General features: G+C 38.5%; 20 protein-coding genes. 9 read left to right on the top strand and 11 right to left on the bottom strand.

Annotated elements, in window-relative coordinates:
• The first annotated feature begins 126 nt into the window (after nucleotides 1–126).
• Nucleotides 127–288 (top strand): hypothetical protein, encoded by a 162-nt coding sequence (locus GFH32_RS18230; RefSeq protein WP_194285663.1) that lies wholly within the window; start codon nucleotides 127–129, stop codon nucleotides 286–288.
• A complete protein-coding gene (locus GFH32_RS02230; RefSeq protein ID WP_153509525.1) occupies nucleotides 263–1,981 on the top strand; it encodes a hypothetical protein in 1,719 nt (572 codons plus the stop codon). Before GFH32_RS18230 ends, GFH32_RS02230 begins: the two co-directional genes overlap by 26 nt.
• A 269-nt stretch (nucleotides 1,982–2,250) precedes the next feature.
• Here GFH32_RS02230 and pnp read toward each other — a convergent pair whose 3' ends face one another.
• The 5 genes from pnp to GFH32_RS02205 form a co-directional block, all read right to left on the bottom strand.
• Nucleotides 2,251–4,434 carry a polyribonucleotide nucleotidyltransferase gene (gene pnp, locus GFH32_RS02225; protein WP_153509524.1) on the bottom strand — a complete coding sequence of 728 codons (2,184 nt, stop codon included), beginning with the start codon at nucleotides 4,432–4,434 and terminating at the stop codon, nucleotides 2,251–2,253.
• A gap of 152 nt (nucleotides 4,435–4,586) precedes the next feature.
• Nucleotides 4,587–6,383, bottom strand: coding sequence for an alpha-L-fucosidase (locus tag GFH32_RS02220; protein ID WP_153509523.1), 1,797 nt, complete (start codon nucleotides 6,381–6,383; stop codon nucleotides 4,587–4,589).
• 161 nt (nucleotides 6,384–6,544) lie between these two features.
• Nucleotides 6,545–8,128, bottom strand: a complete 1,584-nt coding sequence (locus tag GFH32_RS02215) for a SusD/RagB family nutrient-binding outer membrane lipoprotein (protein ID WP_153509522.1) — start codon at nucleotides 8,126–8,128, stop codon at nucleotides 6,545–6,547.
• A gap of 11 nt (nucleotides 8,129–8,139) precedes the next feature.
• Nucleotides 8,140–11,424: a SusC/RagA family TonB-linked outer membrane protein gene (locus tag GFH32_RS02210; protein ID WP_228384196.1), complete on the bottom strand. Its 3,285-nt coding sequence runs from the start codon at nucleotides 11,422–11,424 to the stop codon at nucleotides 8,140–8,142.
• A 65-nt stretch (nucleotides 11,425–11,489) separates the two neighbouring features.
• Nucleotides 11,490–12,665 (bottom strand): ROK family transcriptional regulator, encoded by a 1,176-nt coding sequence (locus GFH32_RS02205; RefSeq protein ID WP_153509520.1) that lies wholly within the window; start codon nucleotides 12,663–12,665, stop codon nucleotides 11,490–11,492.
• A gap of 206 nt (nucleotides 12,666–12,871) precedes the next feature.
• Between GFH32_RS02205 and GFH32_RS02200 the strand changes: the two genes are divergently transcribed.
• Nucleotides 12,872–14,083: an acyltransferase family protein gene (locus tag GFH32_RS02200; protein WP_153509519.1), complete on the top strand. Its 1,212-nt coding sequence runs from the start codon at nucleotides 12,872–12,874 to the stop codon at nucleotides 14,081–14,083.
• A 116-nt stretch (nucleotides 14,084–14,199) separates the two neighbouring features.
• Nucleotides 14,200–14,478, top strand: coding sequence for a 30S ribosomal protein S15 (gene rpsO / locus GFH32_RS02195; protein ID WP_153509518.1), 279 nt, complete (start codon nucleotides 14,200–14,202; stop codon nucleotides 14,476–14,478).
• 219 nt (nucleotides 14,479–14,697) lie between these two features.
• Here the strand turns inward: rpsO and GFH32_RS02190 are convergent, their stop codons facing one another.
• Nucleotides 14,698–16,473 carry an aminopeptidase P family protein gene (locus GFH32_RS02190; RefSeq protein ID WP_153509517.1) on the bottom strand — a complete coding sequence of 592 codons (1,776 nt, stop codon included), beginning with the start codon at nucleotides 16,471–16,473 and terminating at the stop codon, nucleotides 14,698–14,700.
• 128 nt (nucleotides 16,474–16,601) lie between these two features.
• Between GFH32_RS02190 and dacB the strand changes: the two genes are divergently transcribed.
• The 5 genes from dacB (at nucleotide 16,602) to GFH32_RS02165 (ending at nucleotide 22,393) form a co-directional block, all read left to right on the top strand.
• Nucleotides 16,602–18,032, top strand: a complete 1,431-nt coding sequence (gene dacB, locus GFH32_RS02185) for a D-alanyl-D-alanine carboxypeptidase/D-alanyl-D-alanine endopeptidase (RefSeq protein WP_153509516.1) — start codon at nucleotides 16,602–16,604, stop codon at nucleotides 18,030–18,032.
• Between the two features lie 39 nt (nucleotides 18,033–18,071).
• Nucleotides 18,072–20,351 carry an NADP-dependent malic enzyme gene (locus GFH32_RS02180; protein ID WP_153509515.1) on the top strand — a complete coding sequence of 760 codons (2,280 nt, stop codon included), beginning with the start codon at nucleotides 18,072–18,074 and terminating at the stop codon, nucleotides 20,349–20,351.
• 9 nt (nucleotides 20,352–20,360) lie between these two features.
• Nucleotides 20,361–20,945 (top strand): Holliday junction branch migration protein RuvA, encoded by a 585-nt coding sequence (gene ruvA / locus GFH32_RS02175; RefSeq protein WP_153509514.1) that lies wholly within the window; start codon nucleotides 20,361–20,363, stop codon nucleotides 20,943–20,945.
• 82 nt (nucleotides 20,946–21,027) lie between these two features.
• Nucleotides 21,028–21,510, top strand: coding sequence for a GAF domain-containing protein (locus GFH32_RS02170; RefSeq protein WP_153509513.1), 483 nt, complete (start codon nucleotides 21,028–21,030; stop codon nucleotides 21,508–21,510).
• A 46-nt stretch (nucleotides 21,511–21,556) separates the two neighbouring features.
• On the top strand, nucleotides 21,557–22,393 hold the full coding sequence (locus GFH32_RS02165; protein WP_153509512.1) for a hypothetical protein: 837 nt from the start codon (nucleotides 21,557–21,559) through the stop codon (nucleotides 22,391–22,393).
• On the opposite strand, the gene GFH32_RS02160 is transcribed toward GFH32_RS02165, so the two are convergent.
• The 5 genes from GFH32_RS02160 to hisH form a co-directional block, all read right to left on the bottom strand.
• Nucleotides 22,353–23,276: a WD40 repeat domain-containing protein gene (locus GFH32_RS02160; protein ID WP_153509511.1), complete on the bottom strand. Its 924-nt coding sequence runs from the start codon at nucleotides 23,274–23,276 to the stop codon at nucleotides 22,353–22,355. The two genes, GFH32_RS02165 and GFH32_RS02160, sit on opposite strands and share 41 nt — an antisense overlap.
• 125 nt (nucleotides 23,277–23,401) lie before the next feature.
• Nucleotides 23,402–23,989, bottom strand: a complete 588-nt coding sequence (gene hisIE / locus GFH32_RS02155) for a bifunctional phosphoribosyl-AMP cyclohydrolase/phosphoribosyl-ATP diphosphatase HisIE (RefSeq protein ID WP_153509510.1) — start codon at nucleotides 23,987–23,989, stop codon at nucleotides 23,402–23,404.
• A gap of 11 nt (nucleotides 23,990–24,000) precedes the next feature.
• Nucleotides 24,001–24,756 (bottom strand): imidazole glycerol phosphate synthase subunit HisF, encoded by a 756-nt coding sequence (gene hisF / locus GFH32_RS02150; RefSeq protein ID WP_153509509.1) that lies wholly within the window; start codon nucleotides 24,754–24,756, stop codon nucleotides 24,001–24,003.
• A gap of 1 nt (nucleotide 24,757) precedes the next feature.
• Entirely contained in the window at nucleotides 24,758–25,510 is a 753-nt protein-coding gene (locus GFH32_RS02145) for a 1-(5-phosphoribosyl)-5-[(5-phosphoribosylamino)methylideneamino]imidazole-4-carboxamide isomerase (protein WP_153509508.1), read from the bottom strand.
• A gap of 15 nt (nucleotides 25,511–25,525) precedes the next feature.
• Nucleotides 25,526–26,116: an imidazole glycerol phosphate synthase subunit HisH gene (gene hisH / locus GFH32_RS02140; RefSeq protein ID WP_153509507.1), complete on the bottom strand. Its 591-nt coding sequence runs from the start codon at nucleotides 26,114–26,116 to the stop codon at nucleotides 25,526–25,528.
• Nucleotides 26,117–26,138: the final 22 nt, after the last annotated feature.

Here is a 26,138-nt window from a genome sequence, read left to right as displayed (position 1 = left end):
TATCTTTTACCTTAAACAATATAGTGAATCAACTACAAACAAAACAGTTTATAGAAGGAATTCGAATAAGCGAAAATTCGGGAATTATCCTTGCACCCACACTTATTACACACACACACACTATTAATGAAAACACGTTACATTAAACCGACGGTCACGGTCTTTCACGTGCTCAGTGAAAACTGTATCGCAGCTGGCTCAGCAATCGTTAAGCCACAGAACAATCAAAATGTTGTTGAAGAGGAATGGATCCAAGATAGCGATGAGAGTCGCACAATCGATTGGTAAGTTCCTAATTGTTAAATCATTAGATATAATAGACATGAAATTCAACAACATATTTAAGCTAATTACAATTAGCACATTCATCTTATTTTTAGGATTTGGATTAAAATCCTGTAAAGAAAACAATGAGATCGCTGTCTCCGCTGGCGACGCATTAATCAAAGTCGAAATTGGCGATATCACCGTAAATTCTGAAGACATCACGGTTAACACGAAGCCAAAATCAGCAAATGCTACGCGTTTAGGCCTTACGTCGAATAGAATCGTACAAGATAGCACCGTCGCTTTAGGCCCATCTCTTTCCGTCGACTACGTATTGGAGAACAAAGGGAGCATTGCTAAAAAAACAATTCAATCTACCGCAAAACAAGATCGTAGTAACCAGCTTTCTGCCACGTCTACTCCAGTTCGTTTTGAATTAAGTATCGGAACAAAATACAAATTGATGGCTTACACTAGCGCAGGCTTATTTGTAGATGAACGCGAATATACTTACGGAAGTGAAAACTACACCCCAGAATTTAGGCTAGATGCTGGCAAAAGCTATATTTTTGTTGCTTACTCGATTAATAGCAAAACAGATCCACTTCCAACAGTTGATGGTTCGACATTATCGACGGCTCAATTAAACAATATTAGCAAGGATTTAATGTTCTTCAAAAAACAAGTTACATTAACCCATGGCACAAACCTATTAAGCGTTATTTTAAAGCATCGTTTCAGCGAAATAACAATCCATTTAGGAATGGACCCTTCGATGACTGGTGCGATTACACAACTGCAAAATGGTTCGATTGGCGCTACATACCAATCTGCTAATTTTAAATTTAGCGACGAGAGCCTTACCTATAATGGTAATAATGATCATAATGCAGCAGTTACGTTTTTAACAGGCATCGGAACTAGAAACGTCCAAAGTAATGCGACATTACTTATTAATCCAACCACAACAGACCGAGTGCTGACATTAAATAATATCACAATTGACGGTGAAACGAAGGCATCGGTACAAATACCTAACATTAAAGTTAATCCAGGTCATCGCTATAATCTTTATCTAACGTTTAAGACTTGTGTAAATCCTGTCTATTTAGCCGATGGTGCTTTGGTATGGGAATATCCGGAGCTACCAGGTAATACCGGAATCGATAGCGCAGGGACTATTATTCCAAATGGTCAAAAAATTACCAAAGAATTTGATGTACCTCATACTGACTACGGTTTCACCTTTGAGATGACCAAATTAGATAATGCATTTAATATGCGTATTAATGGAATTGATATTCTAACTGATCCAAAAGAAGAGCAGATTCAATTTCAAACGTACGACAACACTGCAAATGGCGAAGGTATCGTTGAACGTAACATTCGATTCATCGATGGTGACGAACATGGCACTTCAGCTGCAAATAATCCAACGAGAACAGCCATACCCGACATATGGAAAATGCAAGGAACGGCAGCTAATCCAATTTTGAAAGTTGTAATTAGTCGTACTGGAAAAATAACAATATTTGGAAGTAAGTATTCCGGCGGTCCTTTAGTAGAAATGGTCCTAAAGAATAACTTGCAATTCAACACCGTTGTTTGGAAACAGAGCGGAGCAAACAATCGAGCTGTGGATAGCCAGAAAGTTTCGAACAATACATTCGTGATTGGAACCGGCTACGGTACATCAAAAGTCAATTGTAATTAAAGCTTGTAAATAATCATAAAAAAGCGAGTTACCTAAAAAGGCAACTCGCTTTTTTATTTCCTATACTTCAAGCTTATTGATATAAATACCTTTCTAGCATTAATTCCATTCCTTTTCCCTAAGTGATAGATTAACAGATTAAATCTCTCTAATAACAGTATATGAAAATGGATGCCATTCGCGTTTAAAACATTCCGTGTTATATAGAGGCATTAAACGAGAAAGAGCCACCAAATTGGTAGCTCTTTCTTATCCTTATATCAAAAGAATTATGCCTGAGGGGCAGCAGCATCATTCGCTGGTTTTTCCTCTTGTTTTGGCTTATCTTCTCTTGGCGGGCGAGGCAATAAAGCTTTACGAGAAAGTTTCATTTTACCTTGCTTATCAATATCTAACAGTTTTACGGTTACAATATCACCCTCTTTGAATACTCCGTCCATAGTTTCTAGACGTTTCCAATCAATCTCAGAGATATGTAATAAACCATCTTTTCCTGGCATAATCTCCACGAAAGCACCGAAAGCCATAATAGACTTCACTTTACCTTCGTAAACTTCACCAATTTCAGGTTTCGTAACGATTTGTTTTACACGTGCCATTGCAGCATCGATAGAATCTTTATTTTCAGCGAAGAATTGAACGATACCTTTGTTATCAACTTCTTCAATGGAAATAGTAGCACCTGTTTCACGTTGAATCTCTTGGATTACTTTACCACCTGGTCCAATTACAGCACCAATGAATTCCTTCTCGATAGAAATTTGGATAATGCGTGGCGCATGTGCCTTATAATCTTCGCGAGGCGCTTGAATTGTTTTATCCATCTCTCCTAAGATGTGTAAACGAGCTTCTTTCGCTTGGTCTAAAGCTTGGGTTAATACTTCCCATTTCAAACCGTTAATTTTTAAGTCCATTTGACAACCAACGATACCTTTTTGTGTACCTGTAACTTTAAAGTCCATGTCACCTAAATGATCTTCGTCACCTAAGATATCGGATAAGATAGCGTATTTACCAGTTTTCTCGTCTGTAATCAATCCCATTGCAATACCTGATACTGGCGCAGCAATCTTAACACCTGCATCCATTAAAGCTAATGTACCAGCACATACTGTTGCCATCGACGAAGAACCGTTAGATTCTAAGATATCTGAAACAATACGGATTGTATATGGATTGTCTTCACCAGTAGGCAATACTTGTTTCAATGAACGCATTGCTAAGTTACCATGACCTACTTCACGACGACCAGGACCTCTGTTAGGTCTTACTTCGCCTGTAGAGAAACCTGGGAAGTTATAGTGTAAGATAAACTTGTTATACCCGTGGAAGAATGCTCCATCGATCATTTGCTCATCGTCTTTAGAACCTAAAGTAACAGATGTTAATGATTGTGTCTCACCACGTGTAAATACTGCTGAACCGTGTGCAGCTGGCAAATAATCCACTTCTGACCAAATAGGACGTACTGTACGAACTGTACGGCCATCTAAACGAATTCCTTCATCCAACACTAGATTACGAACCGCATCATATTGAACATCATGGTAATATTTTTTCAATAAGAATGCTGTATCGTCATCAATCTCTTCACCTTGCGTTGCAAAAAACTCTTTTCCAATTTCAGCGAAACGCTCAGAACGTTCATGCTTCGTTGAACCTGATTTTGCTACTTCGTATACTTGAGCGTATGTTGCAGCATATACTGCCTCTTTTAATTCAGGATTTGAAGGCTCGTGAACAAATTCACGTTTTACTTCAGCACCTACTAATTTTGCTAATTCTATCTGTCCAGCAACTTGCTTTTTAATTGCCTCATGTGCAAAAGCAATCGCCTCAACCATTTCAGTTTCTGAAATCTCTTTTGCTTCACCTTCTACCATGACGATGTCTTGTGCAGAACCCGCTACGATAAATTCTAAGCTAGCATTCGCTAATGCAGAAACTGTAGGGTTAACAACTAATTGACCATCGATTTTAGCTACACGAACCTCCGAAATAGGGCCGTTAAATGGAATATCAGAAACAGCAATCGCAGCAGAAGCCGCTAATCCTGCTAATGCATCAGGCATAATTTCCTTATCCGCAGAAATTAAGCTCACCATAACTTGTGTGTCTGCATGGTAAGTATCTGGGAATAATGGGCGTAAAGCTCTGTCTATTAATCTGGAAATTAAGACTTCATAATCTGAAAGTCTCGCTTCGCGACGTAAAAAGCCTCCTGGGATACGGCCTGTCGAAGCATATTTTTCTTGGTAGTCTACGGATAATGGGAGAAAATCAACACCTGTTTTGGCTTCTCTTGCAGAAACAACAGTTGCTAATAACATCGTGTTCCCTTGTTTCAATACTACAGATCCATCAGCTTGTTTGGCTAATTTCCCAGTAGACAATTCGATAGGCGCTAGTCCGCCACCCATCTCAATCGTTACTTTCTTTTCGTTATAACTCATTGTGTTTTCATTGTGATGCATTTGCGTCAATTGGAATGCATCAATTTAATTTTGACCTTTTTAATCGCACAAAGGTAATTAAAATTTCTGCCCTTATCCTAGAACCGATTTATTTTTTGACAGCTAGAAAGGGAATGTTTCTTAATGAGATATTATTTTAGCTCTTCCATCCAAATCTTGTTAAACCATACCGGCTTTTTGGCAGAAAAATGAACCTCGTAGTAACCTGGGCGATCGGCCTGGAAGACCCCGACAGATTGATCTAAAAACTCTTCCACATACCAATTTTCATTAGGCTCAACAGTAACCTTTCCGTTTGGATTAGCTATTATTTGATATTCTTGTTTGTATTTCTTCGCTGCAGCGCTCGCTTCGATTGATAATCGTTGCACTTTGATGTTTAATGCCACTGCTTGCTTATTTCCATTATGAATATTGCTTGTGAGCTGGTATTTCCCTGCCTTTGGTAAATAGACTTTCCACGCTATTTCCTGATCTGCTAGTAAATCCAAATAGTCGGGTCTTGTTCCATCAAATGCTTTAACACTCATATTTGGTGTTACGATATTACGTGAGTTTAAAGCATATCCGCCGAAAGTAGACTCGGCAACAACTTGCTCATCCAGATAGACTTCGTCGAATGTTAATTTGATAACCGACACGTATGGATCGGCTTGCTCATCAGGGACATGTATATGCATTGACGTTTCCCATTGTTCAAAGGCCAGAGATTGTGCTCCCTTTGTTGTTAGCAGTTCTACTTTTTGGGGTTTACCCATCAAACCGGAAACGCGGAGAATCTTGTCCAAGGGCCAATTATAAACATGTAGATAAAGCTTCTTCCCTGTTTTATCCTGAGTGATTTTTCCCCAGTCGTGTTGTGAACTACGCAGTTTAATTCCCTTGTTGGCATACAATGCTTCACCATAGGTCGCTAACCACTTCCCTATCGTTTCCAAGCGTTCTACACCTTCATAGGGTACAGTTCCGTCTGCTCTAGGCCCTATATTTAGCGTGTAAGATCCATTTAGACTTACATTGTTAATCAAGGATTGAAAGATTTGATTGGTGGATTTCCATTCAGATTCTAACGCATTATAGCCCCAAGAATGTGCTATAGTACCTGGCGTCTCCCAAACGTGGTCTGTATATGCTTCTCCAAGCACATTATCACCCAAGGTTTCAAAGTCAACATTTTTATTACTTATCGGCAATCCCAATCGAGAATTGATTAAACAATTCGGTTGGATTTCATGAATCAGATTCGCTAATTGATCTAGCTGTTCCTTTTTAATTATACTTTGTTGATAAGGAATCCACATATCGAACCACATTAATGCAATGTCTCCATAATTTGTCAAGAGTTCACGAACTTGTGGAATTACCTTCTCCTGCCAATATTGATTGTATTGTGCATCGGTCACACGCCCAGTAACCTCTTGGTTGTGATTCCAAGCGTACGGGTGCTGCCAATCTATCCAATGAGAATAATAAAAACCTAACTTCATGTTGTGCTTGCGACAAGCATCGGCGATTTCCTTGATTACATCACGATTCGATCCGCTCAGTTTGGGCAGTGAGTAATCTCCTACTTTCGTGTCCCATAATGCCACACCATCATGATGCTTTGAAGTAATGATGATATATTTCATGCCTGCTTTTTTCGCCAATAACACCCATTCCTCCGGATTGATCTTCTCCCAGTCAAAACGCTTAGCCAGTTCACCGTATTCAGCCTCACCAATTCGATTTCGATAACGAATCCATTCGGCATAATTGTTTGGGTGACGCAATCGCTCGCCTTTCCAAATTCCCTCCGTTGCACTGTATAAACCCCAATGAATAAACATACCATAACGGGCATCTTCTAACCACTGCGCTTTGTTTTCTTGCGCATTGGAACATAATAGGTAACTGATAAATAAAAATAATAGGCTTAATTTTTTCATGGATATTGTTGTGATTTATGCGGCAATAATTTTTTCTTACAAATTCCTTCTTCAGATCGACATCCTAATCTTATCAGGATTGAATGCGAGTAGTTAAAATCAATCTTATAAAAAAGGTGCACTATTTTCATAGAGCACCTTTGATCTTTTTATAGGACTTATTAATTTAAATCCCAGAAAAGTTTAGTGTTTGGATTACTTTCTCCTTCAACAGCTTTATAGTTATCGTTGTTGTAGGTAACTTCAGATGGTGCCATTTGCCATTTTACAGGCACGGTCTTCTGAATATCCGAATTTTCTAATACAAATGAGAATTTAGGATAATCCAACCTTCTCACTTCAGACCAACCTTCAATTGGTTGAGTAATATTAAAGTGAATCCACTTCTGATTGGCGATTAAATTTAATTTATTAGGCGCTGCTGCCCAATTTAATGCCGTCAAATAAGTATCAATTTCACCAGCGGTAGGTGCTGGCGTAATTGGTGTGATTTGATTATTACTTTTCGAACGAATAGCATAATACATATTTATCGATTCACGAACACCATTATCAAATTTTGCTTTTGCTAAAGTCGCTTGGCCATTTCTTACATAGTATTCCGCAATTAAGAAATTACTTTCGGCAGCAGAGAATAGTATACCTGGGAACACTTGATTCTGGGAGAACGTCGACTTATTATAAATGGAAATCGTACCTCCTCGCGCTAGAGCAAGTTGAGCTGTAGCAGTCAGTGATGGGTCTAAGCCAATAAACGCAGTTGGTGATTTAGCTCCTTTTTCAAATAAAATCGGAAGTCTTGGATCTTTCAATGTGTTCATTTGGTCAATCATTCCCTTGCTTCCTAAATTCGCATACCAATCTCCTCCTGATTCCAAAGCATCCTTTAGGCCTCTCGAATTAATATCACTTGATGGATTAAATACATCTAATTGTGCATTGTCAGCATTTACTAATATAACTGGATATTTAGTCGGATTATCAATAATCTCTTTCAATTCAGCAGTCGCACGAGACGAAAAAGCAGCTGAAGACTGAACACGCGTTAACATTCTTAATCTAAGTGAATTACAATACTTTCTCCACAAATCTAAATTACCACCATTAATTAAATCTTGGGTTGCAAAATTATTGTTTAGGGAAGCAGGAATTTTATAAGTCACCAATGCATCACTGATTACTTTCAATTCATCGAGCATTGTCTTATAGATATCTTCTGCCTTATCAAACTTAGCAAATGTTTTACTATAATCTCCTTTATTCTCTCTTAGCGTTCCGGCTTCAGACCAAGGAATTGATCCATGTAGATCAACGACTTGTTGAGTTTGGTCGAAATGAACAATTTTTGCAAACCACAAATATGCTTGTCTTTCCGTCTTTTCTTCTTCAGGCAGACTATTATATACATTGGTCATGTCGCGAAATTGCGTCAAGCCTCTATAGTATCTTTCCCAACGCTCGTCTAACGCCGCAGCACCAGGGGTCAATAAATTCGTTTCATTGAAATAACCGGTGGTTTGCGTATACCTGAAGATTGTTGGTCTCAAGGTCACAAAATAATTCCCATACGAAGGTACAATCAGCTCTCTATAGGAATAGATCATCCCAGCAAAGCCCTTATCTACACTCGCCGATTCAACCTTTGCAGGATTTCGATATCGACTATCAAAATTTTCTTTTTTACAAGAGGCACTGAACATTAGCGCTGTTGCAGCCAAGCTCATTAATATATATTGCTTTTTCATTAGATTAATTGTTAGAAGCTAGCACGTAGCATTAAACCAAACGTTCTTGTTGCAGGACTTGTTCCTGCATTTGAAACTCCATTTATCCAGTTTGAACCACCTGTCATTTGCTCAGGGTCTAGATCTTTTATACTACGGTATAAGAAGAATAAATTACGACCGAATGCAGAAATTTGAACATTCTTAGCACGCAGCTTCGAAGTAAAAGATGAAGGTAATCTATATCCTAAGGAAATTTCACGCATCTTGATATAGTTGTTCTTTTGAACGTACAATTCATAGCGAGAATTCGAATATTGTGGACCTCCCCAATTGTAAGTATTGGCATAATAAGTTGCTTGTGAAATGATATTATCATTTTTAGCTCCATTCGCCAAGACTCCGTCCATAAGCATACCATCATGGTAAACCGTTTCTCCATTAGGACCTGTTGCTCCTGTGAAAGCAATACCTTTACCAGACGCATCTTTATAGTAACTTAATCCACCGTGTTCTTCGTCCATAGCGGTCAGTGTTTCTTCAAGCAAACCTCTACTCTTCATCCAATTAATACCCGTTGGCATGGCGTATCCTCCCCAACGGAAATCAATAAGCGCGTCCAAAGTAATATTCTTGTAAGAGAAGGTATTCATAAAACCGCCAACGGCTTTAGGCATTGCGTTACCAACTTTAATCCAGCTATTTCCATCAATTTGATGCAAGCCACTTGCCGATACAATTTTGTTACCATTAGGATCGGTTTCAACCGGACGAACCATAATATCACCCATAGGTTGACCGACTCTTGACACTAATTGTGCAGCAGCGCCATCATAATCTCTATGTAATAGTAATCCTGCACCTCCTGGCAATTCTAAAATCTTATTCTTGTTCATCGAAAAGTTCAACACTGATGTCCAAGTAAAATCTGATGTTTTCACAGGCGTACCATTGATGGCAAATTCCCAACCTTTATTGCTTAGTGTACCAACATTCGCCAGTACAGATTTCGCTCCCGAAGAATATGCTAAGGAATAATTTAAGATTTGGTCTTTAATTAAGCCATCATAATAGGTAATATCAAATCCTAATCGACTGTTTAGTAAACGTGCTTCCAAACCGATTTCAAATTCACGCTTTGTCTCTGGTTTAATATCCTCATTTCCAAAATCTGCAGTTGGAACTGTAGCATAGATCACCGATGGTCCATCTAAACGTTGCGTACCTAAACTTTTTTGATCATAAAATAATGCGCTTTTATAAATATCTGGGTAGTTACCCACAATACCGTACGAAGCGCGAAGCTTTGCATAATTAAAGATTTCTGGCAAAGAAAAAGCTTCATTCAAAATCAAACTGCTGTTTACAGAAGGGTAGTATAGTACATTTCTGTCTGGATGCATTGTTGAAATTCTTTCTCTTCTCAAGGTTCCTTCAACAAACCAATAATCTTTGAAGTTGAAATTCAATGTTCCAAAGAATGCATCACGTAGCATTCTATTACGGTAATTGAAGCGATCATTGCGCTTCACTAAGTTATAAGAAGCATTTAGATCAAACCAATCTCTAGCACTCAAACCGCCATCTGTTTCTGATTGAACGTAAGTGTCATCTGTCTTTGTTGCCGTATAACCTAGGTTAACACCCAATTTAAGATCGTCAGTAAGGTTCTTACGATAGGTAGCTAATAAATCGGTGTAGTAGACGTTAGCGTTTTGATTCCCAATAGAAAAAGAACCGGTGTATTCGTAAGCTAACGGCTTTTCGGTAGGTTGTTTGTCTTCAAATCTTTGAGATGTTACATCGGCAGAAAATCTTGCTCTCAAATCTAAGTCTTCAATTACGTTCCAAGTAGCTGTATAGGAAGCTAAAACTCGATTTGAATATTCGTCGTATTTTTTAGCTTTTGTATCCCACATGTAAGATAACACATCTGCTTTGTAGCCATTATACACCAAATTTTCTTCTGGTGTCAAACTTGGATTCGTACCATCAACAAATTTATAGCCTAAACTAGTTTTGTATTTATCAAGATACCAGTCTGGATTGTCGAAGGTTGAAATCATCCCTGTAAAGTTGTTAATCAACCTGTCAGTAAGTAATGGACGATTATGTGTATTTTGATTTATATAGTTAATAACGATATCATTTTTCAACTTCTTCCAAAGCGTTACAGAACTATTTAAACTCGCAATATTCTTTTTATTATAAGAATCAAGAGCCGTCATCTGATTATCCTGTCTCGTAAATGAAATACGAGTATTCGAATTATCGGTAGCATGACCGATCGCTAAGTTGAAAATAGTATTATTAGGGTTGTTGAAAAGTTTTCCATATGCATTTTGCGCAACATAAGGTCTTACTTGACCATCCCAAGAAACAATAGGTTGACCATCGAACTTTGGCCCGAAGTTTATCGACGATGCCATCACTCCCCTTTTTACTCCATCAACAGCCATATTGTCTGGATAATAGACGAACATATCTGGTGATTGGCCACTGTTATTGTACCCTAAATGAAAACCAGGTCCTCTTACGTCTTGAAATCTTGGCAAATACGCAATTTGATCATGCGTATACGTTGCATTGAAATCAACTGAAAAACCCTGTCCACCTTTTCCTGATTTGGTCGTCACCAATACAACACCGTTCATCGCTTCCGATCCATAAAGAGCAGCCGCAGACGCTCCTTTTAAGATAGATATTGATTCGATATCTTCAGGGTTTAAATCCTCTAATCCATTACCTCTCGCGCGCTGATCACCCCAGTAGTCAGAGTTATTAAATGTGCTTTGACGCATTGGCACTCCGTCTATGATAACTAAAGGTTGTGAATTTCCTGTGATTGAGTTAATCCCACGCACGTTGATATTGATTCCGGAAGTTGCACCTCCTGGAGCCGCAGAAACTCGAACTCCTGGAGCCTTTCCATATAAAGCACCTGCAAAGTTCGGAGAACCCGTTTTAGTAAGTTCCTTTGATTCTACGGTGCTCATCGCATAGCCCAACTCCTTTGGAGCACGCTTAATTCCCATGGCAGTCACGACCACCTCATCAATGTTTCCTTCGTCTGATTGTAAGACTACGTCATGCGTTCTTGACGAAACAGTAATCGTTTGCGTCCCATAACCAATTATGGAAAAACGAAGTTTTTCTCCATTTGCCGCTTCTACAGAATAGTTACCATTGGCATCAGTTTGTCCTCCACGTGTCGTCCCAATCACCGTCACACTTACGCCCGCAACTCCTGTATTACCGTCTGTTACTTTTCCAGTAACAGCTTGTTGTGCGAAAATCGTTGTTATGCCTAAGAACATAAGTAACGATAGACTGCAACATTTTAAGTAAAAATTGCTCATTGTTGATGTTTTAAAATTATAATTCAGTTAATTGCTTTCATTATGGTTTTGTCCATGTTGGCCACAGCGACACAACAGGATCCTAGTAGTTGTACATTTGTTATATCAGAGAACTCTATTTTGGTGTTTTTAGAAAGTCTTGGAATTGCGAACTCTAAAACCGCACTTTGTATCTCCGGTAATAAAACCCGCTTAGCTTTTGCTCCGCGTCCAGAAATGACAACCTTTTCTGGATTAATAATGTGAATCAAGGTCGCTATTCCCTTTCCTAGCATGTAACCAATCCTACGTACTGCTTTAATTGCTAATTGATCTCCTCCATTGGATGCTTCTAAAAGTTCGTCGCCTGTAATGAATCCCTTTTGTGCGTATGATGATTGTAAAACAGATTCTTCTCCGGAAGCTAACATCTCATTTGCCGAATCTCTTGCCGCGATTAAGGAAGCTTCGACTTCCAAACAACCTTTCTTTCCGCATGAACATAGCTTACTCATATTCGAAAGCGGGATATGACTAAACTCTCCAGCGTAACCACTGTGTCCTCTGTACAAATCACCATCGATAATCATCCCTAAACCTACTCCCCAATTCAAGTTGACCACCATTACGTCCTTAGCATCCGTTCCTTGTCCGAAATTATATTCAGCAATAGCGATCGCAGTAGAGTCATTCTCAACAAACGTTGGAAGGTCGAATTCTTTTTCAATGTTCCCCCCGATGTCAAATAATGGCGTGTCTGTAGCGAAAGAATTGTTAATTCCTTCCAAACTATCCACAAAACCTGGGATCGTTAGTGCAATCATAAAAACAGAATCCTTCTTTACACGCTCCATTGCTTTTGAAATCAACGAGCATATTTTAACAAAGGCGTCTTGCTCAGCTAATCGAATGTTTTCTGTTAAGACTTCTGTCCTAGGTTTATTTGCAAAATCTAAAACAACGACAGAAGTATAATATTGGTCAACCGCAACCGATAGAATAGAAGGAAGCGCTTCAGCATTCAAAACAAAGCTAGCAGCCCTTCTCCCCCCAGTCGACGGCGCTAATCCATTCTGAACAACAATATTTGCTTCCACAAGCTGGTTGATTGATGCTGTAATATTCGGTACACTCTTACCAACAGCAGAGCTAATCTCCGCAATCGATTGCGCACCTGCGAAATATAAACGCCTGATTATCGATAATTTTAGCTTGTCCACGTTTTATGGTTTGGTAATATTATGGTAAAGTTAAATTAAAAATTATATAACATCCAAATACTTCTTAAATTATTTAATAAGTATTCGTAGCATACCTAATTTATTGTGGTTTAATTTCTACGCTAACCCATTTTCCGTTTCGTCAAAAAACTTCTAAAACACCTCCAATACGCCTAATAATTGTAACTTCGTTTCAATTATTAGCTATGAAACAACGTTATTACTCCTTAGATGTATTTCGGGGTGCTACAGTCGCTCTGATGATCATGGTGAACAATCCAGGTACCTGGTCGCATATGTTCGCCCCTCTGAAACATGCTCCATGGCATGGATGCACACCTACCGACTTAGTATTTCCATTTTTCTTGTTTGCTGTAGGGAATGCCATGTCTTTTGTCATCCCTCGTTTGCAAGAAGCAGGTGACGCTATATTTTGGAAGAAAGTAATTAAGCGAACAATCCTTATATTCTTAATTGGTTTAGGGTTAAATTGGTTTCCTTTTGTACAATGGGTCGATGGCACATTACAATTTAGGGATTGGGTTAGCAGTACCGACCCTGAAAAAGGTGTTCGCATATTAGGTGTTTTGCAAAGAATAGCAATTGCATACTTCTTTGCATCGGTATTAGCTTACTACTTTAAGCCTCGAAACCTGATCTATATTTCCGCCATTATACTTTTATCCTATTGGGGCTTATGTGCATTTTTAGGAACAGGAGATCCTTATTCTCTGGAATCTTGGTTTGGGACAAACTATGATAAAGCTATCCTAGGCGTTGCGCATATGTATAAAGGTGAGGGCATTCCATTCGATCCAGAAGGTTTAATGAGCACTTTACCTGCTATAGTACAAGTTGTATTCGGATACTTGGCAGGCGTATTTATTAAAAACCATGGCTCGGTTAATTGGCTTTGGACAAAGGTTCCAGCAAGTAATGAGCCTCACTTTAAATTACTATCGGGACTATTTGTAACCGGATTTATCCTTGTAGTACTTGCATGGGCATGGTCTTTAGGATTCCCAATCAACAAAAAGATATGGACTAGTTCCTATGTTCTTTATACTACAGGTCTAGGTATCATGACGATTGGTGGAATGATTTGGTATATCGAAGTTCAAGGAGTAAAAAACAAATTAACACAGTTCTTCGATGTGTTTGGAAAAAACCCATTATTTATCTTTGTATTAAGCGGATTACTACCAAAAGCCTTAGGATTGATTCGCATACCAGCTGGAACTAACGAAGCCGGCGAAGCAATTTTCAGCAGTCCACTGAGTTGGTTTTACAAAAATGTTTGTGCACAATTACCCGGACCTCCAGAAGTAGGTTCGTTCGCCTACTCTCTTGTATTTCTAGCATTTATGTGGGTGATATGTTACTGGCTTGACAAAAAAAGAATCTATATTAAAGTTTAATAGGCTTAAATGCCTGTTTTTAAACAAACTCTAGAAATAAATTTTAAGAATCCAATTGGACATGCTATCTTTGCAGCCAATTAATAATTTTTTTAACGCTTCAATATTATTCAAGAATGTATTTAAGTAAAGAGTACAAAGCTGACATCTTCGCAGAATTTGCAGGTGCAGCAGCAAACACTGGTTCTGCAGAAGGACAAGTAGCTTTATTCACTAAGAGAATTGCTCACTTAACAGGGCACTTAAAAAACAACAGAAAAGATTTTAACACACAACGTTCTCTACAAAAATTAGTAGGTAAACGTCGTTCATTATTAGCTTATCTGTACAAAAAGGATATCGAAAGATACCGTGCTATTATTAAAGGATTAGGTTTACGTGATATTATCAAGTAAGCTTTTTAGTAAAAAGCTTTTGAAAGCGTCTATAACTGTGTTATAGACGCTTTTCATTTTATGGGTACTCAGTCATGGCTCCATACAAGAATAGACAGTCCAGATGAAATATTTGATTCACAAAGGCAATATAGAAGAACAATACGTGTGATAATTACAATTCATTTAAAAATGAAAAAAGCCCTGTTCAGGGCTTTTTATATTTGCTAATTATAATTACTAAATTGCTTTTGTCTTATCCGCTAACCAAGATTTTTCATCCGCTGTTAGACTAGGACTCAACTGATCAAACACCCAGCTGTTATACTGGTTCAACCAATCAACATGTTTCTGATCTAAAATAGATTTATCGACTAGGTCTGTCGCAATATAACAAACCGTCAGCGTTTCAAAATCCATAAACTCACCAAAGTAATTGCTTTCAATTGTTTTTGAATGTACAAGGTTCTCAATACGAATTCCATACTGTCCTTCACGATATAAACCAGGTTCAATCGAAGTGATCATTCCCTCTTCAACGGCGATATCAATTGCAGCGCTGTTGAATACGTGAGGGCCTTCATGAACATTTAAGAAAAAGCCAACACCATGACCAGTACCATGACCATAATTACGTAACTTATCCCAAAGAGGATGTCTAGTAATCGCATCAATCTGATATCCGCGTGTTCCTTTCGGGAAAATAGCTGTAGAACCTTCAATGGTACCTTTCAAGACAAGTGTATAGTCAATACGTTCCTCTGGCTTTATATTTCCTAACGATATAACGCGTGTAATATCTGTTGTCCCATCGACATACTGACCACCAGAGTCGACCAATAACAGACCTTCAGGTTTCAAAGTCGCATTACTTTCTTCGGTCGCCTTATAATGTGGTAAAGCGCCATGTTCTAAATATCCGGCAATGGTATCGAAAGAAATATCAACAAAACCGTCTAATTCCGAGCGGAATTGCTGTAAGCGTTCAGCGATCGAGATCTCACTTAGAGTCTCTGAACCAACATTCTCTTCTAACCATTTAAAGAATTTGGTTAACGCAACCCCATCCTTACGCATGGCGTTACGTGTATGAGCTAATTCTACTTTATTTTTAACAGCTTTCAATAGTGTTGAAGGATTCATTTCTTCGATGATCTTCACCGAATTTGGTACCGCATCATAAATAGCAAAACAAGTACGCTTTGGATCCAATAAAATGTTCTCCGATTTAATCTGACGAATTGCTTCAAAAGCTTTTTCGTAATCAAGAACATCAACACCTGAAGCATTCAAATTTGCAACATCAAGTTCATCAAGTTTACCTGACTGAATAAATAGCGTGTTTTTATCACCATCAATCAATAGGAAGCCTAATACGACTGGATTACATTTGACATCATTTCCTCGAATATTTAAAATCCATGCCAAATCATCTAAGGATGATACAAAATGTGTTGATGTACGCTTCGCTTTAAGTTTCTCACGAATTGCGGATAATTTCGACTTGGTACTTTGACCAGTCGTTTCTTCTTTCAAGAGATAGGCTTTTGCCGTTGGCAAAGCTGGACGTCCTTCCCAAATATCCGCTAGAATATCAATATGACCATCAACTTGAATTCCCAAAGGTAGCAACTCCGCTTGAACGGCTTGCGCAACTGCAACTGCTGCTAAATTACCATCAAATGCTACTAACTGACCTTTTTCTAATTTATTAGCCAACCATGTTACATACTCGGGGCGTCCTTGGGCTTGTAATTTCACTAATTCAAAGCCGGTACCTGCAAGCTGTTCATTGGCCTGCACAAAGTATCGAGAGTCAGTCCAAAGACCTGCAAAATCTTGTGTAATCACTAAAGTGCCTGCCGAGCCATTGAAACCGGAGGTCCATGCAATACATTTGTAACGATCTGGAAGGTACTCACTGATATGTGGATCGGAGGAAGGAATAATATAGGCATCTACACCCTTTTCTTTCATCACCAGACGGATGGAAGCTAATTTTTCGATGTAATTCATTACGTTATTTTTAATAATCATCGCAAGTTATAAAAACTATACTAATTAAAAGTTTTACTTCATCATAGAATTGAAATTTTACAATTATAATGTACTACTTGTGTACTATAATGCGATATTTGCTCTTTATGAGAAGATTTTTTTCTTGTCTTTGTCTATCAGCTATTTTAGTCGTTGCGGGAATTGAAACTACATTCGCACAACAGGCAAATACAAAAATCCAAAACGCCTATCAACAATTCAAAACAGCACCTTCTTTAGCAAATGGGGTTGCTTCATTGACCGTTATCAATTCAAAAACCGGAGAAATCGTATTTGAAGATAACGCCAAAATTGGCCTTCCTACAGCATCAACTTTGAAGGTAATGACCTCTATAACCGCATTAGATCTATTAGGCCCTGATTACACTTTTCCAACACATTTATACTACACGGGAACAATTGATTCCGTAGGAACGTTGAATGGAAACCTAATCGTCGAAGGATTTGGTGACCCAACCTTAGGAAGTGATCGATTTCCAACGCATAATGCGGAGACCATATTAAAGAGATGGAAGTCCGCAATCATGGAGCTCGGTATAAAACAAATCAATGGTTTAGTAATCGCTGACGATAAGTTTTATAATGGCAATCAAGTTCCAGGCACTTGGATGTGGACAGACATGGGCAATTATTATGGAACAGGTGTATCTGCTCTCAACTGGAAAGAAAACAGCTACGAAGTAGATTTCAACGCTGCACGTCCAGGCAGCCTGACAAGCATAAAATCACATAACATCCCGACAAACTATCAAGTAATTAACGAAGTAAAAACTGGCGCTAATGGCTCAGGAGACAATGTTTATGGTTACTCGGCGCCGTACTCAAGCACTATTTATCTACGTGGAACATATGCCGCAGATTTAAAAAAAACAATTGAACTTTCTACTCCAGACCCTGCCTACAGTCTCGTTCACGACCTATCAAAAGCATTAACAGCAGATTCCATTATCGTAGCCGACAGCTTGATTACGACAGCGACACTTTTAAAAAATGCTGGAGTACAAAATTGGGATGTAAACAAACAAAAAATATTAACACTGCAGTCGCCTAAGCTTATCGAGATTATTCATTGGTTCAATCAAAAGAGTATCAATTTATATGGTGAAGCGATATTGAAAGTAATCGGCGGAATCTCTGCCAATAAATACGAAACTGAGGACGCTGCTTCTTTAGTCGCAAAATACTGGGAAAATAAATTGAAGTTACCTGTTGGAGAGATAAAAACTTACGATGGTTCGGGCCTATCGCCTCAAAACCGCGTTACTAGCAATGCATTAGCACGCATCATGCGGTATGCATTAGGAAGACCTTGGTTTCCGGAGTTCAAAAAAAGCCTGCCTACAATCAATGGAATGAGTATGAAAAGCGGCACCATTGGTGGAACTTTAGGCTATACAGGCTATCAAAAAGCGGCAGACGGAAATGAATACACCTTCTCCCTATTGCTGAACAACTACCACGGTGGAGCAACGCGTATGCGTCAGCAAATGTTTAAATTATTAGACGTATTAAAATAGAAAACAACAACCTACTAGAATAGTAAATTTAAAAACGTTATGAGCAATAACAATAGAAAAAAGGAAGCACTGCAGTACCATTCGATGGGACGTCCAGGAAAGATTGCAGTCGTTCCAACAAAACCACACAGTACACAAAGAGACTTAACTTTAGCTTATTCACCTGGTGTTGCCGAACCATGTTTAGCAATCGCTGAAAATAGTGAAGATGCGTATAAATACACTGCGAAAGGTAACTTAGTCGCTGTTATCAGTAACGGTACAGCTGTATTAGGTTTAGGAGACATCGGCGCACAAGCTGGAAAGCCGGTTATGGAAGGTAAAGGTCTTTTATTTAAAATCTTTGCTGACATTGATGTTTTCGACATCGAATTAGACACAAAGAATGTTGACGAGTTTGTCAACATAGTGAAAGCCTTAGAACCTACTTTCGGCGGTATAAACTTAGAAGATATTAAAGCACCAGAATGTTTTGAAATTGAACGCCGTTTAAAAGCGGAGATGAACATTCCTGTTATGCATGATGACCAGCACGGAACCGCTATTATCTCTGGAGCGGCATTAATCAATGCTTGCGAATTACAAGGAAAGAATATTTCAGAAGTTAAAATCGTTGTAAACGGTGCAGGTGCTGCTGCAATTTCGTGTACTGCAATGTATGTTGCTGTAGGAGCGAGAAAAGAAAATATCGTCATGTTAGATAGCAAAGGGGTTATCCGTTCTGATAGAGAAGGCTTAGATACGACAAAAGCGGAATGGGCGACGGATCGCGATATAAATACATTAGCGGAAGCCGTAAAAGATAGCGACGTATTTATAGGTTTATCGAAAGCCGACGTATTGTCTCAAGACATGTTGAAGTCGATGGCAGCGAAACCGATTGTATTAGCAATGGCTAATCCAAACCCTGAAATTGCTTATGAGTTGGCTGTAGAAACACGCGACGACATCATTATGGGAACAGGTAGATCGGATTTTCCTAACCAAGTGAATAATGTTTTAGGATTCCCATATATCTTCCGTGGTGCACTTGATGTTCGTGCAACAGCAATCAATGAAGAAATGAAGATTGCTGCAGTGAAAGCAATTGCTGAATTAGCGAAACAACCAGTTCCTGAAGAAGTAAACATTGCATACAATGCAAATAATATACGCTTTGGTACAGATTACGTTATTCCGAAACCTACCGATCCACGTTTGATTACGGAAGTCTCTATTGCGGTAGCAAAAGCTGCAATAGCTTCAGGTGTAGCACGAAAAGTAATTGAAGATTGGGATGCTTACCGTGAAGAATTACACAAACGCTTGGGTAAGGAAGATCGATTAATGAGAAATATTACTGCGAAAGCTAAAAACAACCCGAAGAAAGTTGTATTTGCGGAAGCAGATAATTACAAAACTTTACGCGCTGCACAAATCGTCAAAGAAGAAGGAATTGCCTTCCCAATCTTATTGGGTAACGAGAAAAAAATAAAAGACCTAATTGAAGAATTTGCATTTGATTTAGAGGGTGTAGAAATTATCGATCCACAAGCAGAAATCAAATCAGATCGCTTTGAAAAATATGCCGAGCATCTATATGCTAAACGACAACGTCGTGGAATCAACAAATTAGATTCACGCAAATTAATGACCAATAGAAATTATTTTGCAGCTAGTATGGTTGAATTTGGCGATGCAGATACCTTGATCTCAGGATTAACTAGAAATTACGCTTCAACTATCCGTCCAGCATTACAAGTGATTGGAGCAAAACCAGGATCTCGCGTTGCAGGGATGTATATTATGATGACCAACAAAGGTCCGCTATTCTTTGGAGATACCACAGTGAATGAGAATCCAAATGCTCAAGAATTAGCTGAGATCAGTGTTTTACTAGATGCAGCAGTTAAACGCTTTAATGTTAAACCACGTTTAGCTATGTTATCCTATTCGAACTTCGGTTCCAATGATGGTATTATTTCAGGAAAAGTACGTGATGCTATAAAGATATTACATGCTGAACATCCTGAAATTGTAGCAGATGGTGAAGTTCAAGCAAACTTTGCTTTGAATAGCGAAATGCTTGCTGATAACTTCCCGTTCTCGAGGTTAAATGGAGAACCTGCGAATACATTGGTATTCCCGAATCTAGAATCTGGAAATATCGCCTATAAATTATTACAGTCAGTTGGCAATGCGGAAGCTGTTGGCCCTATCTTATTGGGCATGAACAAACCCGTACACGTTTTGCAATTAGATAGTTCTGTTCGCGAAATCGTCAACATGGTGACAATCGCAGTTGTAGATGCGATAGAGCATCAAGCAACGAATAATTAAACGTTTAAGATGTACGAATATTTTAAAGGTAAGTTAGTATTCAAAGCCCCTACTCATGTAATCATTGAAGTAGGTGGCATTGGATATTATGTCCATATATCATTAACTACTTACAGCCAGATCAAAGATCAAGAAGAATGTAAACTCTTCATCTCCTTCCAAGTTCGCGAAGATTCTCAAACCTTGTTTGGATTCGCTACGGAAGGCGAGCGCCATCTTTTCCACCATCTGATATCCGTTTCCGGAATAGGGCCAAACACAGGAAGAATGATGCTTTCTTCGATCACGCCAGAAGAGATCCAACAAGCTATTGTGGCAGGGCAAGTTAATGTTATTCAGAAAATCAAAGGCATAGGACCGAAAACAGCACAACGTGTTATTCTCGAGTTGCAAGACAAACTGAAGAAACAAGGACCAGATGCGCTAATCCCACTTGTTCTGAGCAAACCTACCTCATCTGAGGAGGCACTGTCAGCGTTAGTGATGTTAGGCTTTCCAAAACCGCAAGCAGAAAAAGCTCTACAAGCGATTCTTATTGCAGAACCTGACCTCTCTGTTGAACAGCTAATCAAAGCTGCCTTAAAACGACTATAAAACACCAAAGAGGAAGCGTCGCTTCCTCTTTCAATACCTATCAATTCTATTACTTACACCAATAGACAAAAAGCATTTCATAATGGCAGAAGATTTATCCATTGCAAAAGGTACAAAAGAAGAACAATATCGTTCCCTTCTTCCGCAAATCAAAGGACTCCTAACGGGTGAAACGAATCAAGTCGCAAATTTGGCAAATATAGCGGCTGCTTTGAAAGAACAATTCGGATTCTTTTGGGTTGGATTCTATTTAGTAGAAGGTGAACAACTTGTGCTCGGACCGTTTCAGGGGCCTGTTGCCTGCACGCGCATAGCATTTAACAAAGGCGTCTGCGGTACAGCTTGGGCAAAATCAGAAACGATCGTTGTTCCCAATGTCGAAGAATTCCCAGGACATATCGCCTGCAGTTCACTTTCTAAGTCGGAAATTGTTGTTCCGATTATGAGTGATGGAAAATGTATCGGTGTACTCGATGTAGATAGCGCGGAACTTAACTCTTTTGACGACGTTGATGTAACATATCTTCAACAAATAGTAAAATTCTTTAGCGAGAACATTATTTAAGTATCTTTGTTCAAAGAACATACAAACCAATTACTGAGCTATCAAAATGCATGGCGTAAGGTCTTTAGCACTATTTAATCTGATTATTATCAGCATCAATTTCATCTGGATTTTAGTCGTAGATGCTAATTCTTTATTTGGAACGTCGCTATTTCATGCATTTAACGTTCTCCCCACACATTTAACCCCTGCAGATTTCACTTTCAAAGCCTGGTTACTTATTGCCGTGACTATGATTATTGTCGCGGTCTTAATGTATCGAGAGACAGGAAATGAGCATTTAAATATACGTAGTGTCCGGAAGGTTATGCGAGTAGATTATATGTTGATTTTGAATCAGCTATTCTGCGGATTAAGTATGGTCTTAAAGCTAAATCATCAAATGGTACTATCAGTGATCTTCACCATTGCATGTATCATCACCATTTTGATTGTTAATAATCGAGTAGAAATCGAAAAATTAACGGCAAATTCTTTCACCAAATATTTTATCCGATTAGCTTTTGGCTTATATACAGGCTGGTTAATGTTTGTATTTGCTTTTAACGTAGTTACTACCTTTGTGAAAAACGAATTAGTTCAATCTGAAACTGAACAATATACTATTGATCTAATTTTCCTAGTTCTCAGCTTTGGTTTCGCCATGTACTATTCATATATCAAAATGTTGCCGTCCGTATCTGCTGCGTTCTCATGGGGATTATTTGGGGTAATCTACCAAAACATAAACTATCCAAACTATCAGCAACACAATATCTTAATCCCTCTGTATATTCTATTTGGCATTGGACTAATGATCTCGTTATATAACTTTTATCGATGTAATAGCAAAAGAACTGCAATTAACCTTGCGGCTCAAGCGAATTCAACTTCCATACCTTAACAGTCTTATCATCTGAAACAGTAAAAATACGATCCTGATTCCATAACATTCCATTGATGGAAAGGTGATGACTATCATATCCACGATCGCGAGAAACATTCTTTATTAAACTGAAGTCCTCTTCATTCCATATCTTTAAGGTCTTATCACGACTAACTGTAGCAAATGACTCCTCTCCGCTTCCTTGATCAATTCCATATACGGTAAACATATGCGGAGTTACCTGCTGAATAATCTCCAAATCATTCGCTTTCAACTTGTACAATTGAGCATCTCGCCCACCAGAAATTAGATGATTATTTATAAAAAGAAGGCTTGTAATGGGCATACTATGAATTTGTTTTTCCAAACGCTTCTGATAGTCTGACGCATCAAATAACTGAATCCTCCCCTTTTTATCGCCAAATACCAATGTTTGTTGATCTTTTGATATAGCAATCGTTCGCACCGTTGTATCAGCAATTTTAAAACGATACAGTAATTCAAAACTATTCAAATCCCAAACGTAAGCAAATCCCTCTTCGCCAATTGCGATCATCTCTTGTTTACCTTCTATGAAATCTATAGCGAAGATTGCACCTTGTTCTGTTTTTAAGTTTGCAACCAAGGTTTGGTTTATCGTATCTACAATTAACAGCTGCCCCGAACGCATACCAACGGCGAGCAAGTCGCTATTTGGAAGCGCTTTCAACACATAAACAGAAGACCCAACTTTACAGAGTAATTTCTGAAATGCCATTTTTTCTAAATCCCAAATGACCACACCTTTATCATTCCCTGCCGTAAAAAGTAGGTTAGAATTGCTCGTCTGTGACACCGCGAAAATTGGATTCTGATGCCCCGTTAATGTTCCTTCTAAGTAAATGTCGATAATGTTTTGCATGTGTAGCAAAGATAAGCGGATTCCTTCGGAATACCTGAATTTGTTTGTTTACACATGGTAAAGAATCAATGAACAAAAAAAGACCAATCAATGGATTGGTCTTTTTCTATATCTTAAAATATAGCTTACTGATGTCTACTTTCTAAGTTCTTTGCAATGTCTTTTAAGCTAATCCCTTTTTCGCGTAGAAGAACAATCAAATGGAAGATTAGGTCGGACGATTCATTAACAAAATCTTTCTCGGTCTCATACAAGGCTGCAATAACGGTCTCAACCGCTTCTTCACCAACTTTCTGAGCGATCTTGTTGATCCCCTTATTTCGCAAACGATTCACATAAGAATCATCTGTAGGAAAATCGAAACGATTCTTCACAATCTCTTCTAACTTTAACAAGAAGTTTTGATTATAGTCAGTATTAAAACAGCTTCTATTGCCAGTATGACAAGTCGGGCCGATTGGATTAACCTTAATTAGTAGTGTATCTTGATCACAATCAATATGCGAACTTACCACATTCAAAAAGTTGCCACTCTCTTCACCTTTAGTCCAAAGCCTATTCTTACTTCTTGAATAAAAGGTAACTCTATTTTCCGCTTGGGTTTTAGTCCAGGCTTCTTCATTCATGTAACCCAACATTAACACTTCTAGTGTTTGATCATCTTGAATTACAACAGGCACTAATCCATCGCCTTTATTAAAATCTATGGTCATCCTACAAATAGCTATAATCTTACAGGAATTTGATGTTGCTGTAAGGTTTGTTTTAATTCTGGAATTAATATCTCACCATAATGGAACACTGAGGCAGCTAATGCTGCGTCCACCTGTGCTTGTTCAAATACATCAACAAAATGCTGCTGATTTCCCGCGCCTCCAGAAGCAATCAATGGAATACGTATTTGCTTATTTATTTTATTTAGTAAATGGATATCAAACCCATTCTTCGTGCCATCATGATCCATGGAAGTCAGAAGAATTTCACCTGCACCTCTACGCTCCGCTTCTTTAATCCAATCTTCGGTTTGAATCTCTGTTTTATCTCGACCGCCGCGCAAATGTACATAGTTCTTACCATCAACAAATCTCGTATCGACTGCAACTACAACAAATTGTACACCAAATGCAGCCGCAAGTTCATCGATAAGTTTAGGATTCCGAACTGCCGCCGAATTGATTGATATCTTATCAGCACCAGCATTAAGTAGAATATCCGCGTCCTTTAACTCATTAATTCCTCCACCAATTGTGAACGGAATATTGATTTGTGATGCTACCGCTTTCACTAAGTCAACAGTTGTTTTTCTCTTTTCGTGTGTAGCCGTAATATCTAAGAAAACCAGTTCATCTGCACCTTGTTGAGAATACTGCCAAGCAAGTTCTACTGGGTCTCCCGCATCGCGAAGATCAACAAAGTTAACTCCTTTGACCGTACGACCATCTTTGACATCTAAACAGGGAATTATACGCTTTGCAAGCATCTTAGAAACGAATTAACGCTTTTAAATTCCAATCTTTTATCTGTTCAATACTTATACGATTTTCATAAATCGCTTTCCCAACCACAACAGATTCCATTCTTCCTAAAGCACTTAATGCTTCAACGTCGTCTAACGAACTAATGCCGCCAGAACCAATTAATTTAATAATTGGTGAATGATCCAATAATTTTTGATATAACTCAACGCCCGCACCGCCTAATTTACCATCTTTAGAAATATCAGTACATAGGAAACGGTAAAAACCTAAACTAAGGCATTTATCAATGTATTCAACTAATTTGATTGGAGAGCTTTCTAACCAACCCGAATATTTAATGACTTCATCCAGCACATCAATTGCAATTACGATATGATCAGCATACTTAGTGCGTCCTTCATTCAACTTACTCAATTCTTCTAAGAAAGTTGGATTAGTAATCGCTTGTGTACCTACGATCACACGGTAAACGCCAGCATCAACAAGCTCTTTCACTTTCTCGATACTACGAACTCCACCGCCGTATTGAACTTTCATCTCTGTCCTACGAATGATATCAAATAAATAAGATTGATTGCTAAAATCTCCTTTAGCACCATTCAAATCAATAATATGAACGATCTCTGTTCCATTAGCATGATATTTCTCAATTTGTTCTTCTAATGAAATAGGGTATGTTGTTACGTCGTCGTAGTTTCCCTCTCTTAAGCGGACAACATTCTTGTCCAATACGTCAATTGCAGGTATTATATACATATTCGTTAATTTCGGTTAAAACTTAGCAAAGTTAAGCAAAAGTTGCTCGCCTACAGCTCCAGATTTTTCAGGGTGAAATTGAACTGCCCAGAAATTATCTTTGGAAATCGCCGCAGAAAATGGTAATCCATAATCACATCGAGCTATGGTATAGGTTGCATCATACTCAATAAAGTACGAGTGCACAAAATAAAAATAGGAATTATTCGGTATGTCTTGGAATAGCGGACAAGTATTTTCAAAAGCAATGCTGTTCCAGCCCATATGAGGAACTTTTTCCCCGATTCGTTCTTGAAAATGTAACGTTTTTAAAGGGATAACGCCTACTAGATCTGAATTTCCTTCCTCGGAAAAATCAGTCAATAGCTGCATACCAACGCAAATTCCCAATACAGGCTTTTTTAAATTGCGAATGACGTCGACCAAGCCTCTCGCTTCAAGTTTTGCCATCGCCGCACCAGCATGCCCTACGCCAGGAATGATAATTTTATCGTATTGATCAAACTGATCAGCCGTATCAATCATGCCATAGTCAATGTTTAGGCGCTTTAAAGCGGCTGTAATAGAAAATATATTCCCCGCTTCATAATTTACAATCCCAATCATATGCTCTTCTCTAGTCTCCTAG

The sequence above is a fragment of the Sphingobacteruim zhuxiongii genome (assembly GCF_009557615.1).
Classification (GTDB): Bacteria; Bacteroidota; Bacteroidia; order Sphingobacteriales; family Sphingobacteriaceae; genus Sphingobacterium; species Sphingobacterium zhuxiongii.
This window is presented reverse-complemented; position numbering and strand designations above follow the sequence as displayed.

Bases quoted from the DNA above. Each gene is read 5' to 3' on its own strand.
- GFH32_RS18230 (WP_194285663.1), top strand. From the start codon at position 127: ATGAAAACACGTTACATTAAACCGACGGTCACGGTCTTTCACGTGCTC.
- GFH32_RS02230 (WP_153509525.1), top strand. From the start codon at position 263: ATGAGAGTCGCACAATCGATTGGTAAGTTCCTAATTGTTAAATCATTA.
- pnp (WP_153509524.1), bottom strand. From the start codon at position 4,434: ATGAGTTATAACGAAAAGAAAGTAACGATTGAGATGGGTGGCGGACTA.
- GFH32_RS02220 (WP_153509523.1), bottom strand. From the start codon at position 6,383: ATGAAAAAATTAAGCCTATTATTTTTATTTATCAGTTACCTATTATGT.
- GFH32_RS02215 (WP_153509522.1), bottom strand. From the start codon at position 8,128: ATGAAAAAGCAATATATATTAATGAGCTTGGCTGCAACAGCGCTAATG.
- GFH32_RS02210 (WP_228384196.1), bottom strand. From the start codon at position 11,424: ATGTTCTTAGGCATAACAACGATTTTCGCACAACAAGCTGTTACTGGA.
- GFH32_RS02200 (WP_153509519.1), top strand. From the start codon at position 12,872: ATGAAACAACGTTATTACTCCTTAGATGTATTTCGGGGTGCTACAGTC.
- rpsO (WP_153509518.1), top strand. From the start codon at position 14,200: ATGTATTTAAGTAAAGAGTACAAAGCTGACATCTTCGCAGAATTTGCA.
- GFH32_RS02190 (WP_153509517.1), bottom strand. From the start codon at position 16,473: ATGAATTACATCGAAAAATTAGCTTCCATCCGTCTGGTGATGAAAGAA.
- dacB (WP_153509516.1), top strand. From the start codon at position 16,602: ATGAGAAGATTTTTTTCTTGTCTTTGTCTATCAGCTATTTTAGTCGTT.
- GFH32_RS02180 (WP_153509515.1), top strand. From the start codon at position 18,072: ATGAGCAATAACAATAGAAAAAAGGAAGCACTGCAGTACCATTCGATG.
- ruvA (WP_153509514.1), top strand. From the start codon at position 20,361: ATGTACGAATATTTTAAAGGTAAGTTAGTATTCAAAGCCCCTACTCAT.
- GFH32_RS02170 (WP_153509513.1), top strand. From the start codon at position 21,028: ATGGCAGAAGATTTATCCATTGCAAAAGGTACAAAAGAAGAACAATAT.
- GFH32_RS02165 (WP_153509512.1), top strand. From the start codon at position 21,557: ATGCATGGCGTAAGGTCTTTAGCACTATTTAATCTGATTATTATCAGC.
- GFH32_RS02160 (WP_153509511.1), bottom strand. From the start codon at position 23,276: ATGCAAAACATTATCGACATTTACTTAGAAGGAACATTAACGGGGCAT.
- hisIE (WP_153509510.1), bottom strand. From the start codon at position 23,989: ATGACCATAGATTTTAATAAAGGCGATGGATTAGTGCCTGTTGTAATT.
- hisF (WP_153509509.1), bottom strand. From the start codon at position 24,756: ATGCTTGCAAAGCGTATAATTCCCTGTTTAGATGTCAAAGATGGTCGT.
- GFH32_RS02145 (WP_153509508.1), bottom strand. From the start codon at position 25,510: ATGTATATAATACCTGCAATTGACGTATTGGACAAGAATGTTGTCCGC.
- hisH (WP_153509507.1), bottom strand. From the start codon at position 26,116: ATGATTGGGATTGTAAATTATGAAGCGGGGAATATATTTTCTATTACA.